This window comes from Mannheimia haemolytica (genome assembly GCF_004342115.1).
Classification (GTDB): domain Bacteria; phylum Pseudomonadota; class Gammaproteobacteria; order Enterobacterales; family Pasteurellaceae; genus Mannheimia; species Mannheimia haemolytica.
On record NZ_SMAC01000006.1, the window covers coordinates 67388 to 82426 of the forward strand.

Annotated in this window: 12 protein-coding genes; 5 read left to right on the forward strand and 7 right to left on the reverse strand. The window is 40.1% G+C overall.

Annotated elements, in window-relative coordinates:
- The first annotated feature begins 330 nt into the window (after positions 1-330).
- The 4 genes from EDC41_RS03155 to EDC41_RS03170 all read left to right on the forward strand — a co-directional run bounded on the left by EDC41_RS03155 (position 331) and on the right by EDC41_RS03170 (position 4784).
- Complete coding sequence (locus EDC41_RS03155; protein WP_006250647.1) at positions 331-1359, forward strand: Fe(3+) ABC transporter substrate-binding protein; 1029 nt, start codon at positions 331-333, stop codon at positions 1357-1359.
- A 122-nt stretch (positions 1360-1481) separates the two neighbouring features.
- Complete coding sequence (locus EDC41_RS03160) at positions 1482-3128, forward strand: ABC transporter permease (protein WP_006248079.1); 1647 nt, start codon at positions 1482-1484, stop codon at positions 3126-3128.
- Positions 3129-3137: 9 nt separating this feature from the next.
- Positions 3138-4148, forward strand: coding sequence for an ABC transporter ATP-binding protein (locus tag EDC41_RS03165; protein WP_006250646.1), 1011 nt, complete (start codon positions 3138-3140; stop codon positions 4146-4148).
- Between the two features lie 9 nt (positions 4149-4157).
- Entirely contained in the window at positions 4158-4784 is a 627-nt protein-coding gene (locus EDC41_RS03170; RefSeq protein ID WP_006250645.1) for a DsbA family oxidoreductase, read from the forward strand.
- Positions 4785-4845: 61 nt separating this feature from the next.
- Here the strand turns inward: EDC41_RS03170 and EDC41_RS03175 are convergent, their stop codons facing one another.
- From EDC41_RS03175 to lepA, 7 genes are all read right to left on the reverse strand, one after another.
- The gene (locus EDC41_RS03175) at positions 4846-6336 is read right to left on the reverse strand and encodes a helicase HerA-like domain-containing protein (RefSeq protein WP_006250644.1); all 1491 of its coding nucleotides are present in this window, start codon (positions 6334-6336) and stop codon (positions 4846-4848) included.
- A 58-nt stretch (positions 6337-6394) separates the two neighbouring features.
- The gene (gene rhlB / locus EDC41_RS03180) at positions 6395-7630 is read right to left on the reverse strand and encodes an ATP-dependent RNA helicase RhlB (protein WP_006250643.1); all 1236 of its coding nucleotides are present in this window, start codon (positions 7628-7630) and stop codon (positions 6395-6397) included.
- A gap of 76 nt (positions 7631-7706) precedes the next feature.
- On the reverse strand, positions 7707-8429 hold the full coding sequence (gene recO, locus EDC41_RS03185) for a DNA repair protein RecO (protein WP_006250642.1): 723 nt from the start codon (positions 8427-8429) through the stop codon (positions 7707-7709).
- A gap of 437 nt (positions 8430-8866) precedes the next feature.
- Positions 8867-9784, reverse strand: a complete 918-nt coding sequence (gene era / locus EDC41_RS03195; RefSeq protein WP_006252426.1) for a GTPase Era — start codon at positions 9782-9784, stop codon at positions 8867-8869.
- A gap of 102 nt (positions 9785-9886) precedes the next feature.
- A complete protein-coding gene (gene rnc / locus EDC41_RS03200) occupies positions 9887-10561 on the reverse strand; it encodes a ribonuclease III (RefSeq protein ID WP_006252425.1) in 675 nt (224 codons plus the stop codon).
- Positions 10562-10606: 45 nt separating this feature from the next.
- A complete protein-coding gene (lepB, locus tag EDC41_RS03205) occupies positions 10607-11566 on the reverse strand; it encodes a signal peptidase I (protein WP_006248071.1) in 960 nt (319 codons plus the stop codon).
- Positions 11567-11652: 86 nt separating this feature from the next.
- Positions 11653-13446 carry a translation elongation factor 4 gene (lepA, locus tag EDC41_RS03210; protein WP_032849181.1) on the reverse strand — a complete coding sequence of 598 codons (1794 nt, stop codon included), beginning with the start codon at positions 13444-13446 and terminating at the stop codon, positions 11653-11655.
- A 272-nt stretch (positions 13447-13718) separates the two neighbouring features.
- Between lepA and EDC41_RS03215 the strand changes: the two genes are divergently transcribed.
- The gene (locus EDC41_RS03215) at positions 13719-14948 is read left to right on the forward strand and encodes a pyridoxal-phosphate-dependent aminotransferase family protein (RefSeq protein ID WP_115262522.1); all 1230 of its coding nucleotides are present in this window, start codon (positions 13719-13721) and stop codon (positions 14946-14948) included.
- Positions 14949-15039: the final 91 nt, after the last annotated feature.

The window sequence follows — 15039 nt, forward strand, 5'->3', positions numbered from 1 at the left end:
ACGGGGTTTAGCCTCCACATATCCTAGAAAATCGATCTTTTTATAAAGACACCCCAATTCCTAGCTTGCAATATGTGTGTGTTTTAGTGTTAAAAAATAAATGTTTATGTTTTCTATCTTAACGAAGACAAAAAACGGCGTGTATTATGCCAAAAAACAAACAGCTTGCCAAATATTTTCTCCATTTTGCGAGCTTATCATTTTAAGAAATGCTAAAAGCCATCATTTAAAAAATCAATAACAAAAACCGTTCTCATTATTGACTAAAAAAATGGGGAGGTTTAGAATGTCTTCCATTCTGTTATGAAAACCTGTCTGAAGGAGACTATCATGAAAAAAACACTTTCTGCACTTGCTATTGCTGCAGCCACTTTTACATCAACTTCAACGCTTGCTGCAAATGAAGTGAATGTTTATTCTTACCGCCAGCCTTACTTAATTGAGCCAATGCTAAAAAACTTTGAAAAAGATACTGGCATTAAAGTAAACATCATCTTCGCTGATAAAGGGTTGGTTGATCGTGTAAAACAAGAAGGTGAATTAAGTCCTGCTGATGTGCTTTTAACAGTAGATATTTCACGCGTAATGGAAATTGTTAACGCTGATCTTGCACAAAAAATTGACTCTAAAGTGTTAGAAAAAAATATTCCTGCACAATTCCGTGACTCTAACGACCAATGGTTTGGTTTAACCACACGTGCTCGTGTTATCTACACGTCAAAAGATCGTGTAGGTAAATTACCAGCAGGCTTTGACTACCTAGATTTAGCTAAACCAGAGTATAAAGGTAAAGTCTGCGTGCGTTCAGGCAAAAACTCTTACAATGTCTCACTATTCGCGGCGATGATCGAACATTACGGCATTGAAAAAACCAAAGCATTCTTAGAAGGCTTAAAAGCGAACTTAGCACAAAAACCACAAGGTGGTGACCGTGATCAAGTAAAAGCAATTAAAGAAGGCATCTGTGATTACTCTATCGGTAACAGCTACTACTACGGCAAAATGTTAGATGATGAGAAACAAAAATCGTGGGCTGAAGCAGCGATTATTAATTTCCCGAGCGGTGAATACGGCACGCACAAAAACATCAGCGGCGTTGTTATTGCAAAACACTCACCAAACAAAGCGAATGCAGTGAAATTAATTGAGTACCTCAGCGGCGAAAAAGCCCAAGGTTTATATGCGGAACTTAACCACGAATATCCGGTAAAAGAAGGCATTGAGCCGTCTAAGCTGGTGAAAGGCTGGGGAACATTTACCGCTGATACCATCAAATTAGAAGACATCGCCAAACACTACGAAGCGGCATTAAAATTGGTCGATGAAGTGAAATTCGACGATTTCTCTGAGAAAAAATAATCAACCGATAAGCGGTCATTTTTCCACAAAAATTTGCAAAATTTTGTTAAAATACAACCGCTTGCAAAAGGACGCATTTTGCGTCCTTTTATTTTTTTATGAAATAACAGGCTTAAAGAAAAATGCGATCACAATTTTGCTGGAAAAGTATTGCTGCCCTAACAACTTTTATCGTTTTGCTTCCTCTTATTGCAATTTGCTATCACGCATTGCAAGGGGATAATGAAAACCTTGCTCACCTTTGGCAAACAATGTTGCCAATCTATCTTAAAAACTCAACTTTATTAGTATTAGGAACCGTTTTCCTTGCACTGATTTTTGCTCTGCCTACCGCTTGGATTGTGGCAAATTACCGTTTTTGGGGGCAAAGAACCTTACAATGGTTACTTTGTTTGCCTCTCGCTATGCCTGCTTATTTAATTGCCTATTTATATACCGATTTATTAGATTACTCAGGTGCTTTTCAAGGCTGGCTGCGTAGTATTTTTGGCTGGACTCATCCGCAAGATTACTGGTTTCCTCAAATTCGTACATTGTATGGTGCTTGCTTTGTGCTTGCGTTAGTACTATATCCATACATTTTTTTATTAGTGCGAGTTGCCTTATTAGAACAATCTGAAAACTTAACACACAGTGCAAAAATGCTCGGGGCTTCGCCCTCTCAGTTGTTCCGTCGAATTACGCTGCCATTAATTCGACCTTCTGTTGCCGTAGGCATTGCATTAGTGGCAATGGAAACGCTTGGCGATTTCGGTACTGTGGCCTATTTTGCCGTGCCAACACTTACTACGGCAATTTATGATTCGTGGCTAGGCTATCACGATCTTGGTACTGCCAGCCAGATTGCGATCTTTATGTTGCTAATGATTTTCCTGTTTTTAAGTTTAGAGCAATATAGTCGCCGTAAACAAAAAAGCTATCAACGTGGCTATGAAAAGAAATCAGCCTTTAAATTTTTAACTGGTTGGAAATTAGCATTAGCCCTTGCTTGGTGCTGGGGTTTATTGGCGTTAGCCTTTTTCATTCCGTTTGGCAGGTTGCTCTATTGGGCATACGACTATTTCGAGCAAGCGTGGAATTTAGACTTTGTCCAATTTTCGCTTAATAGTTTGAAAGTATCGATCATCGCCTCCGTGATAACGGTACTGATTGCTCTACTTCTGCATTTTTCTAAACGTTTGAATACCCGCAAAATTTTAGTCAAAAATGACCGCTTGTCATTACAACTTGCCTCACTGGGCTATGCGGTTCCTGGCACAGTATTAGCGATCGGTTTACTTTCGCCTTTAACATTTGCCGATCATCAACTCCATGCTTGGCTAAAAAGCCTTGAATTATCACCCGTTGGATTGATTTTTTCAGGCTCACTCTTTGCATTAGTATTAGCTTATACCATCCGATTTTTAGCAATGGCAATTGGCAGCCTTGAAACTTCGCTAAATAAAATCTCTCCATCGCTGGATATGGCGAGCCAAACGCTTGGTAAAAATGGCTCAGCAATGTTAGTAAAAATTCATATCCCTTTAATTTATAAAGGTATTTTAACTGCAGGATTAATGGTCTTTATTGAGAGTATGAAAGAGCTAAATGCTTCTCTGCTACTTCGCCCATTTAATTTTGATACACTCGCAACCTATGTGTTTACCTTTACATCAGACGAGCAGCTTGAGCGTGCTGCTCTGCCTGCCATCGTATTGGTGTTAGTCGGTTTACTGCCTGTTATTTGGCTTACCAGATCCCTTATTTCGCAATCTGAAAAAGAAAGATAAAGGAATTTTATGTCTGTTTTAACTATTAATCATCTCAACCTCAATTTCGGCAGTACAAAGGTTTTACAAAATCTCCATCTTGCTGTGAATCAAAATGAAATTATCTGTTTGCTAGGTGCAAGTGGCTGTGGGAAAACTACACTGCTCAAAGCCATTGCAGGTTTATTGCCAATTGAGCAGGGCGATATTCATTTAGCGGGTGAATGCCTAAAAAGCAAAGCCGTGGAAGAGCGACAAATCGGGCTGATTTTCCAAGATTACGCTCTTTTTCCACACTTGACGGTAGCCGATAATATTCAATTTGGCTTATCCAAATTGCCAAAAGTACAACAAAAAGCAATTACCGAAAAAATGCTTTCAGTTGTGCATTTACAAGGCTTTGAAAGCCGTTTTCCACACGAACTTTCGGGCGGGCAACAACAGCGTGTCGCTATTGCCCGAGCATTAGCCTGCCAGCCAGAATTGCTACTGTTAGATGAGCCGTTTTCCAATATTGACAGCCAAACTCGCTATGCAATGATTCAAGAGATCAAGCAAATCTTAAAAAGCCAAAATGTGCCCGCTATTTTTGTAACCCATAGCAAAGAAGAAGCCTTTGCATTTGCCGATAAAATTGCCGTGATGGATCAAGGGAAAATTATTCAATTTGGTAAGCCAAACGAGCTATACCATTCTCCAGTTAATCCATTTGTGGCAGATTTTTTAGGTGGCACAAACTATCTTAACTGTAATGTAACGGAAGACAACGTGTTATGCAGCCCTATTGGCGAGTTCCGACTCTTCCCTGAAATGAACGTTCAGAAAGGGCGTTACCGTTGGCTTCTTCGCCCAGAACAGATTATCTTAAAACCCAATGAGCTAGGTTTAGGTAAAGTGGTAAGCAAACTGTTTTTAGGCCTATACTACCGCTATCAGGTTGAAATTAAAGGCATTGAGATAGTAACTTACCAATCTCAAGAGCTGAAAATTGGCGAACAAGTGGAAGTGGGCTTCCAAGTAAGAGAGTTTATCCTATTTTAAGGAGAATATATGAAAATTGAAGTTTGGTCAGATTATGCCTGCCCGTTTTGTTACATCGGCAAACGCCACTTAGAGCAAGCCCTAGCCCAATTTGAAGGCGAGGTTGAAGTGGTTTTCCGAGCCTTTGAGCTTGATCCGCACGCTAACGGCGAACCAGAGGGCGATATTCAGCAACGCCTAATGCGGAAATATCAAAAAACCGCAGAACAAGCTGATGAAATGATTCGTTATGTGGAACAAGCCGGCAAACAAGCTGGGCTAGATTTGCGTTACCGCACCACCCAATACACTCGCACCTTTGAAGCTCATCGCTTGGCGAAATTTGCGAAAAGCAAAGGTTTGGGCGAAGTGATGATTGAACGTTTATTCAAAGCCTATTTTTCCGATAATCTCATTTTGGCGAAACGCACTCAACTTATCGACTTAGCGTTAGAGCTCGGTTTAGATCGTGATGAAGTGGCTCAATTACTTACAGGTGATGATTTCGGCCACGAAGTACGGGAAGATGAACGTATGGCTCACCGCTATGGCATTAATAGCGTGCCATTTTTTGTGATTGATGAAAAACTCGGTGTGTCAGGAGCTCAACCGCCAAAGGTGTTGCTAGATGCTATCAAACAGGCATTGCAAAAATAATCCGAAAAAAGACCGCTTGTTAAGCTAAACAAGCAGTCTTATTCTTCTTATAATTTACAATTTATTTTTTGGTGATCGCACCTAAAATACCACGCATAATTTGTTTGGTGACTTGGTTGCGTAAGTTTCTGCCAACTGAATGCGCCACTTGGCTAACCACTTGTTCGGTAATCGATTGATCTTTTTTCTTCTTCGAGCCAAAAATGGAAGAGAGAATACCGCCAAAGAAGTCATTGTTTGCTTCTTCTGCCGCAGCCTGCTCTGCTTTAATTGCTTCTGCTTTCGCATTGAGTAATTCAAAGGCAGATTGATTATTCACATATTGGCTGTAGTGATGATATAACTCATCTTGTTTCACTATAGCATCACGCTCGCCCATCGCTAATGGTGCTAATTGGCTTTTTGGCGGATAAATATAGGCAATTTCTACAGGCGTTGGCATACCTTTTTCATCTAGCACCGAAACCAACGCTTGCCCCACACCAAGTTGCGTGATGGCTTCTACCACATTTACCTCTTTATTGGCTCGGAAAGTTTCCGCTGCTGATTTTACCGCTTTTTGATCACGTGGCGTGAAAGCACGCAAAGCGTGTTGGATACGATTGCCAAGCTGCCCTAATACTGAATCAGGTAAGTCGAGTGGATTTTGCGTAACAAAATAAACACCCACCCCTTTTGAGCGAATTAAACGAACCACCTGTTCAATTTTATCCACCAATGCCTTAGGGGCATCGTCAAACAATAAATGAGCTTCATCAAAGAATAAAACAAACGTCGGTTTTTCTGGGTCGCCAACTTCTGGCAAATTCTCAAAGAGCTCTGCCATAAACCAAAGCAGGAATGCACTGTACACTCTTGGTGAGTTAATTAATTTTTCTGCATTCAACATATTGATTACACCACGCCCATTACGGGTTTGGATCCAATCGTGCAAATCTAATGCAGGCTCACCAAATAAATTATCTGCCCCTTCATTTTCAAGCCTTAATAACGCACGCTGAATAGCTCCAACGCTTGCTGCAGAAATATGCCCATATTCCAGTTGGAATTCTTTCGCATTATCTGCGACAAATTTAAGCAACGCACGCAAATCTTTTAAATCAATTAGCAATAAACCTCTGTCATCTGCCACACGAAAAACGAGATTTAACAAGCCTCCTTGGGTATCGTTTAAATTGAGTAAACGAGAAAGTAACATCGGTCCCATTTCGGAAATAGTGGTTCGAAGTGGGATACCTGATGTACCAAATACGTCCCAAAACGAAACTGGATAGCCCTTTAAGTAATCTTCTCCCCCTAAATTAAACTGTAAAATGCGTTCTGCAATTTTTCCTGAAAAATTACCCGCTTGTACCAAGCCCGAAAGATCACCTTTTACATCTACTAAAAATACTGGCACACCATCATCACTCAAAGATTCTGCCAATTTGCGTAAAGTAACCGTTTTACCTGTACCCGTAGCCCCAGCAATTAAACCGTGCCGATTTGCCATTTTGGCATTAAGCGAAATAACTTTGCCTGTTTCTGTTCGAGCAATTTGATACAAACTCATCTTTCATTCTCTTAAAGGTAAATTAATTTTTTGTTCTCATCATATAAAAATTTATCACTTAATTACGGCTATTCTTTTTCGTTTTTGCCAAGAACGTTTTTTTACTTCTTGAGCGGTTCACTTTCGGTAAAGTCAGTAAGGATTCCTTGTCGTATTGACTCACAGGAATCTGATGCCCAATATACTCTTCAATTGCAGGCAAATTAACCGCATAACGCTCGCAAGCAAAACTAATTGAATGGCCGCTCTCCCCTGCCCGACCCGTTCTACCAATACGATGAACGTAATCCTCTTTATCATCAGGTAAATCATAATTAAACACATGCGTAACATCTGGAATATGTAATCCACGTGCTGCCACATCAGTCACGACTAAAATATCTAAATTACCTTTGGTAAAATTATCTAACAGAGATAGGCGTTTTTTCTGTGGAATATCACCTGTTAGCATTCCAATCCGATGACCATCGGCTGCTAAATATTGCCAAATTTCCTCACATTTATGCTTAGTATTGGCAAAAATCATACAGCGGTCTGGCCATTCTTCCTCCAATAACGTCAATAAAAGTGCCATTTTGTCTTCATTAGACGGATAAAATAACTCTTCTTTTATACGATGCCCTGTACGTTGTAGCGGTTCAATCTCAATATATTCAGCATTATCCATATCTTCATAAGCAAGCTCACGTACTTTAGCGGATAAAGTTGCTGAAAAGAGCAACGTTAAACGCTCAGTAGGCACGGGAGCTTTTCTCATTAAATAACGAATATCTTTAATAAAACCGAGATCAAACATACGATCAGCTTCATCTAGCACAATCACTTGGATTTTATCTAAATGAATAATCCCTTGCTTAACATAATCGATCACACGCCCTGTGGTTCCAACTAAAATATCTACCCCTTTTTCTATGGCTTGTATTTGCTTGTCGTAACCATCACCACCATAAGCAAGGGCAAGTTTAAGATCGCAATGTGGTAAAAAAAGCTGTGCATCTGCCCCGATTTGTACCGCCAGCTCACGAGTTGGTGCAAGAATTAATGCTCTTGGCTGATTTTTTGCTGTCTCAATTTCGTTATTTAATAAATGGTTGAACGTGGCAATTAAAAAAGCAAGCGTTTTACCTGTGCCTGTTTGAGCCTGTCCTGCAATATCATTTCCGTTAAGCGTAATCGGGAAAGTTTTTGCTTGGATAGGTGTACAGAACTCGAAGCCTTTACTATTCAACGCATTGAGTACATTTGTGTGAATGGGGAAGTCAATAAAACGGTGTTCGGTAAGATGATTTGACATAATATTTCCTTGAGATATTTGTTATTGCTACAAGCGGTTATATTTTAATTAAAATTTGCAAAAAAATTTAACAAAACTAACCGCTTTTCACTTTATTAGGCAATATAGATTGAAAAAGTTCTCGGCTTTTTAGTGGCTGAGAACCTAAATAAGGTTTCAATGCAATTCGGGTAAATCGTTTGGCAGCTTGTTGTGTTTGTTTTTCTGAAAAATCTAATTGAGCAAACGCCAATAAATCACAGCCTAAAAAGCTATTGTTATTTTGTAATAATGAGGCAATAAAGCCTTCACTTTCTCTAAATTGGTAACTCATTTTCGGATCAATTGGCAAACCTGTTGCCGTACAATGGGTAAAATCTACGCCATAGCCTAATGCTTTTAATGTATGAAATTCAAAAGTACGCAAAATCGGCTCAATTTGGTGTTGAGTAGCCAGCTCCGTCATACAACGCAAATAATGTTGAAATAATTCAGGGTAAGCGGTCTGATTTTCTAACACTCTTGCAAGCACCTCATTGATATAAAAACCGCTATAAAGTGCAGCCGTTTCCATTGGTAAAGTAAGAGCAGCAGGCTCTGCCTTTGTGAGTGTTTTTAAATCACCCTTGCCAGACCAACGCACTAACAAGGGTGTAAAAGGCTGAAGCACGGCTTTCAACGGCGAGCGAGCCCGCCTTGCACCTTTAGCAAGTAAAGTAATCCGCCCGTGATGTTCGGTAAAAAACTCCACTAATAAACTGCTTTCGCTGTATTCACGCCGATGAAGGACAAAGGCTCGTTGCCATTGATCTGTGGTCATAATTAATCCCGACTATATGTCACTTTCTTTGCTTCGCCAAAGAAAGTAACCAAAGAAAGGCAACCCTACTTCACCGCTATCTTCGCTTGGTTTGAATTTGCTTAACGAAAAAATTCCAAACTCGCCGCTTCGCTGCTCAAACAAGGAATTTTTCCTACAAATTCAAAGTCGCTCAGGCGGTTCAGAAGGGAACCCGGCAGAGCATCATTTTGCAAAATTTTTCAAAAAAATCACCGCTTGTATGGTCGGATCGGGTTCCCTTCTGAGTTGCCCGAACGACTTGAGATTTTTAGGAAAATAACCCGAGCGAGAGCGAAGCGAACATCAGGGTTATTTTTCGTTAAGAAAATTTCAACCAAGTGAGGATAGCAACGAAGCAGGGTGTGCTTTCTTTTGGTTACTTTTCTTTGCACAAGTAAAGAAAAGTGACAAAAAAACTACTCATCCATATACCCTAAACTTCTCAATGCTCTTTCATCATCCGCCCAACCAGCTTTTACTTTCACCCAAAGCTCAAGGTGCACTTGGTTGTCAAATAGGCGTTCCATATCTTTTCGAGCTTCAATGCCGATGGTTTTGATTTTTTGCCCCCCCGCACCAATAACCATTTTTTTCTGACCATCTCGTTCTACTAAAATCAAGCCATTGATTTCATACACCCCACGCTCATTCATTTTAAATTGTTCGATTTCTACCGTTACCGAATAAGGTAACTCTTCACCTGTAAAACGCATTAGTTTTTCACGAATAATTTCTGATGCCATAAAGCGTTGAGAGCGGTCTGTCACATACTCTTCAGGAAAGTGGTGCTCACCTTGACGCAGTGATTGACGCACAAATTTCTGTAAAATATGCACATTTTTACCCCGTTGTGCCGAAATTGGCAGAATTTCAGCAAAATCAAATTTTTGTGAAAGCTCGGTAATATGCGGCAGAAGTTCTTCTTTTTCCTTAATGTTATCAATTTTATTGATTGCCAATAAAACAGGGGCTTTTGCCGAACGCAATTTGTTTAACACCATTTCATCATCTTCTGTCCATTTTGTGCCTTCCACAACAAAGATGATGAGATCTACATCGCCAATAGCAGAACTTGCTGCACGGTTCATTAAACGATTAATCGCACGTTTTTCTTCTATGTGTAAGCCTGGGGTATCTACATAAATCGCTTGGTATTGATCTTCGGTGTGAATCCCCACAATACGGTGACGGGTTGTTTGTGCTTTGCGTGAAGTAATCGAGATTTTTTGTTCTAAAATCTTATTTAATAATGTTGATTTCCCTACATTTGGGCGACCAACAATCGCAATAAAACCACAATAGGTTTTTGCAGGAGTTTGAATTTGTTCTGTCATTTTGTTTTCCTTTCATTCTGTGGAATGAATTTGATGGTGCAAGCGTCCACGCTTGTACCATTTAATTAAATCTTTAGCACAAGCGAGGACGCTTGCGCTATCTTACTTTTTCGTTTTAACCACCGCTAACGCTTTTTCTGCGGCATTTTGTTCGGCTTTTCGGCGGCTGGTGCCAATGCCGATAAACACTTCCTCGACGTTAATCACTTTGCAGGTTACACGGAAAGTTTGGTTATGAGCTTCGCCTTTAATATCTAATACATCATATTCAGGCAATGGCAATTTTCTACCTTGTAAAAACTCTTGCAGGCGGGTTTTTGGATCTTTTTGTGAATCGCCTGGACTGATGTCTTTAAGCAAATCTGAATACCAATCTTCCACCTTTTCCATTGCTTTTGCCATATCTTGATCGAGATAAATGGCCGCAATAATCGCTTCAACACAGTCCGATAAAATCGATTCTCGGCGAAAACCACCACTTTTTAGCTCTCCCGGACCTAATTTTAGGTAGTCGCCTAAATCAAATTTGCGAGCAATAATCGCTAGAGTTTGCTCACGCACAAGAGTTGCTCTCATACGGCTAAGCTCACCTTCATTCGATTTTGGAAATTTGTCGTACAATACTTTACCAATAGTAAAATTTAAAATTGAATCGCCTAGAAATTCAAGACGCTCATTGTTTTTGGTTGCCGCACTGCGGTGTGTTAAGGCCTGAATGAGGTAATCAAGGTTATGAAATTGATAACCTAATTTTTTCTGTAATCGTTCTAGTTGCATAGTTTATGTGAATAAAGGGGCGTATCTCATACGCCCCTGTTAAGATTAATTGATTGAGGTAAACATTCTAGAAAAACGAAGCCCCGTTGGGAATTCATTTGCTTTTTTATCTAAACTTAACCAAATAAAAGTGGCTTTACCAACGATGTTTCTCTCAGGCACAAAGCCCCAGAAACGACTGTCTTCACTGTTATCACGGTTATCACCCATCACAAAATAGTATCCTTGTGGCACAACCCATTCACCTTCTGCTTGCCCTTCTTGTTGGTAGAAATAAGGTGCATAGTTAAATGCCATTGGGTGATTTAAAATTTGATGAGTTACATTACCTTTTTCAGTGCGTTCTACCTGCATTTCACCGTGATAGAAAAACTCAGGATTTGGCTTGCCTTCGCTGTATTCAAATACCTTTGTTTCGCCATTGGCTTTAGTAACCGTTAATTGCTGAGTTGCAAAATCATATTTAATTTTATCGCCACCTACTGCCACCACACGCTTAATATAATCAACGTGTGGTTGTGCTGGTGCTTTGAATACAATCACATCGCCTCGTTCTGGTTTGCCCGTTTCAATCAAGGTGTTTTGCCAGATAGGATCTTTAATGCCGTAGCTGAATTTATTTACGACTAAGAAATCGCCTACACGCAAGGTTGGCTCCATTGAACCACTTGGAATTTGAAATGGTTCAAATAAGAACGAGCGAAGTACTGTAACAAAGAATAAAATGCCGAAAAGTGAGGCAAAAAATTCGCCTACTGCGGATTTAGGTTGAATTTCCGCTATTTCTTCAGCGGTTAATTCTCTGCCTAAACGTTTTTGTTGTAGAACAATCGCCTGTTTACGTCTTGGGTCAGCACTGAATTTGTAAAACGCCCAAAATCCACCACAAATAATAACCAAGGCAACTAAAATAATGGAAATAGTATTTGGCAGTTGCATTGAATCAAGCCATTGCCAAATACCATAAATAATACCTAGAAAAATAATTGGCATAAATTGTGCCACTGAATGCTCCTTTTTATTCAAAATTGCAAAGTTTTCTCAAAATATGACCGCTTGCAAGCGGTCGTATTTTACACGAATATTGACAATTAATCCTTACCCACATGAAGAATTGCCAAAAATGCTTCTTGTGGCACTTCTACGTTACCGAGAGATTTCATTCGTTTTTTACCCTCTTTTTGTTTTTGTAGCAGTTTCTTCTTACGACTTACATCACCACCGTAACATTTTGCTAATACGTTTTTACGCAACTGTTTTACCGTTGAGCGAGCAATAACGTGGTTACCAATTGCCGCTTGAATTGCGATGTCAAATTGTTGGCGAGGAATCAGCTCACGCATTTTTTCCACTAATTCACGTCCACGATACGCCGCATTTGCACGGTGAACGATAATCGCCAACGCATCAACACGCTCGCCGTTAATCATAATATCCACACGCACCATATCAGCCGTTTGGAAACGTTTAAAACCGTAATCGAGTGAAGCATAACCACGAGAGGTTGATTTTAAGCGGTCGAAGAAGTCTAACACTACTTCGCCCATTGGGATTTCGTAAGTTAAGGCGATTTGGTTACCGTGATAGACCATATTGGTCTGTACGCCACGTTTTTCCACACAAAGGGTAATCACGTTGCCTAGGAATTCTTGTGGCACAAGCATATTACATTCTGCAATCGGCTCACGAATTTCTGCAATATTGTTGACTGCTGGGAGTTTCGATGGGCTATCCACATAGATCGTTTCGCCACTGGTTTGCACCACTTCGTAAACTACGGTCGGAGCGGTAGTAATCAAATCAAGATCGTATTCACGCTCTAAACGCTCTTGAATGATCTCCATATGTAATAAGCCTAAGAAGCCGCAGCGGAAACCAAAGCCTAACGCACTTGAAGTTTCTGGCTCATAGAACAATGACGCATCATTTAGGCTTAATTTGCCTAAAGCATCACGGAAGGCTTCGTAGTCGTCTGAACTAATCGGAAATAACCCTGCATAAACCTGTGGTTTTACTTTCTTAAAGCCCGGTAATACTTCAGTTGCTGGGTTGTGGTGGTGGGTTAATGTATCGCCCACTGGTGCCCCTAAAATATCTTTAATCGCACAAACTACCCAACCTACTTCCCCAGTTTTAAGTTCTGCGGTATCCACTTGTTTTGGCGTGAAAATACCAAGGCGATCTACATTGTAAGACTGCCCTGTACTCATCACTTTAATTTTATCGCCTTTTTTCAGCACGCCATTTTTCACACGCACTAAAGACACAACGCCTAAATAGTTATCGAACCAAGAGTCGATAATTAACGCTTGTAATGGTGCTTCCGCATCGCCTTCTGGTGCAGGAATTTTCTTCACGATTTCTTCTAAAACATCTTCAATGCCTAAACCTGTTTTAGCTGAACAGCGTACTGCATCAATGGCATCAATGCCGACAATATCTTCAATCTCTTCTGCCACACGCTCAGGCTCGGCTGCTGGTAAATCGATTTTATTTAAAATTGGCACAACCTCTAAATCCATCTCAATTGCGGTATAACAATTCGCCAACGTCTGTGCTTCCACGCCCTGCCCTGCATCAACCACTAATAAAGCACCTTCACAAGCAGCAAGCGAGCGAGAAACTTCATATGAGAAATCCACGTGCCCTGGCGTATCAATAAAGTTGAGCTGATAAATTTCGCCATCTTTCGCTTTATAGTTTAAGGTTACACTTTGTGCTTTAATAGTAATTCCACGCTCACGCTCAAGATCCATTGAATCTAATACTTGAGCCTCCATTTCACGATCTGATAAGCCACCACAAGTTTGAATTAAGCGGTCTGATAAAGTCGATTTGCCGTGATCGATATGAGCGATAATCGAAAAGTTACGAATATTTTGCATTTTCATCGGGCAGTTAATGTCCTGTTTTGTTATTTGTTTATCAAAAATTAATCGGGGAATTGTACTTGAAATACAAGGTTTTGCAAAGAAAACAAATAGCAATAAGCGGTTATTTTTTCCTAAAAATGTGCAAATTTCTTGAGAAAAATGACCGCTTGCACTCACCCTAATTGCAAATAATTTCTCTAAAATATAAAAAACATTGAGCAATCACAAATTTTTATTGTAGAATCCATAAGTTTTTTTAATTCATTCGATTATAGGAAATAATTATGCAATTCAGAGAAATTAATCCCTCCCCTCGTTTATTAATGTGCCCTGGCCCAACAGATGCTGACCCACGTGTTTTGCGTGCAATGTCTGCACCCATTTTAGGGCAATTTGACCCTGAGTTTACCTCATTAATGAATGAAACAATGGAAATGGAACGCCGTTTATTCCAAACCAAAAATGAGCAAACTTATGTAGTCAACTCCACCTCTCGTGGTGGCTTAGAAACTGTTCTAACCGCAGCGATTTGCCCAGGCGATAAAGTGTTAATTCCTGCATTTGGTCGTTTTGGTTATTTATTAAATGAAATTTTAGCTCGTAGCGGTGCAGATATTACCATTATCGAAAGAGAGTGGGGAACCGTATTTGAACCAGAAGAAATTGAAGCAGAGTTGAAAAAAGGCGGCTATAAAGCAGTTGCTATTATTCACGGCGAAACCTCAACCTCTATGATGCAACCGTTAGAAGAGATCGGCAAAATCTGTAAACAATATGATGCAATGTTAATTGTAGATACCGTTGCAACCTTAGGCGGTGTAGATATTCGTGTGGATGAATGGGGCATTGATGCTTGTATCGGCGGTACACAAAAATGTATTTCCGCCCCATCAGGCACAGCTTTAATCACTTATAACAAACGGATTGAAGAGATTATTGCAAAACGTAAACGTGTGGAAAAAGGCATTCGTGCAGAGTCTGATATAGATGGCACATTACCGCCAATTCCAAGTAACTACTTAGACTTGGCACAGCTACAAGATTACTGGAGCCCACGCCGTTTAAATCACCACACAGAAGCCACTTCTGCACAATATGGTGTACACGAAGCGTTACGCATTATTTTACAAGAAGGCTTAGAAGCTCGTTTTGCTCGCCATATTTTAAACGACAAAGCATTATGTGTAGGTTTAGAAGCAATGGGTTTGAAAATTTTTGGCGATCGCAAACATAAAGCCCCCGTTGTAACGGCATTCCACATTCCAGAAGGTATGAGTGGCCCAGCATTGCGTAGTGATATTTTAAACCACTTCGGTATTGAATTAGCCACCTCATTCGGCCCCTTAGATGGAAAAGTAATCCGTATCGGTAATATGGGTTTCTCAAGCCAAAAACGTAACGTACTTTTAACCTTAGGTGCGTTAGAAGCCGTACTTTTAAGCCATAAAGTAAAAGTGCCTTCAGGCGATGCGGTTGCAGCTGCCTTGGCAGTCTATAAAGAGGCTGATAAATAACCACCTTCCTAAATTTACAATACAACTCACTAATAATTAATACTGTGGATATTTATCCACAGTAAAACCACAGAAACTCAAAATATTTTCA

What these genes read in the sequence shown, in the direction of transcription:
- era (WP_006252426.1), bottom strand. Translation starts at nt 9,784, where the DNA reads ATGACAGAACAAATTCAAACTCCTGCAAAAACCTATTGTGGTTTTATT.
- rhlB (WP_006250643.1), bottom strand. Translation starts at nt 7,630, where the DNA reads ATGTCAAATCATCTTACCGAACACCGTTTTATTGACTTCCCCATTCAC.
- lepA (WP_032849181.1), bottom strand. Translation starts at nt 13,446, where the DNA reads ATGCAAAATATTCGTAACTTTTCGATTATCGCTCATATCGATCACGGC.
- rnc (WP_006252425.1), bottom strand. Translation starts at nt 10,561, where the DNA reads ATGCAACTAGAACGATTACAGAAAAAATTAGGTTATCAATTTCATAAC.
- EDC41_RS03170 (WP_006250645.1), top strand. Translation starts at nt 4,158, where the DNA reads ATGAAAATTGAAGTTTGGTCAGATTATGCCTGCCCGTTTTGTTACATC.
- EDC41_RS03175 (WP_006250644.1), bottom strand. Translation starts at nt 6,336, where the DNA reads ATGAGTTTGTATCAAATTGCTCGAACAGAAACAGGCAAAGTTATTTCG.
- EDC41_RS03155 (WP_006250647.1), top strand. Translation starts at nt 331, where the DNA reads ATGAAAAAAACACTTTCTGCACTTGCTATTGCTGCAGCCACTTTTACA.
- EDC41_RS03160 (WP_006248079.1), top strand. Translation starts at nt 1,482, where the DNA reads ATGCGATCACAATTTTGCTGGAAAAGTATTGCTGCCCTAACAACTTTT.
- EDC41_RS03215 (WP_115262522.1), top strand. Translation starts at nt 13,719, where the DNA reads ATGCAATTCAGAGAAATTAATCCCTCCCCTCGTTTATTAATGTGCCCT.
- EDC41_RS03165 (WP_006250646.1), top strand. Translation starts at nt 3,138, where the DNA reads ATGTCTGTTTTAACTATTAATCATCTCAACCTCAATTTCGGCAGTACA.
- recO (WP_006250642.1), bottom strand. Translation starts at nt 8,429, where the DNA reads ATGACCACAGATCAATGGCAACGAGCCTTTGTCCTTCATCGGCGTGAA.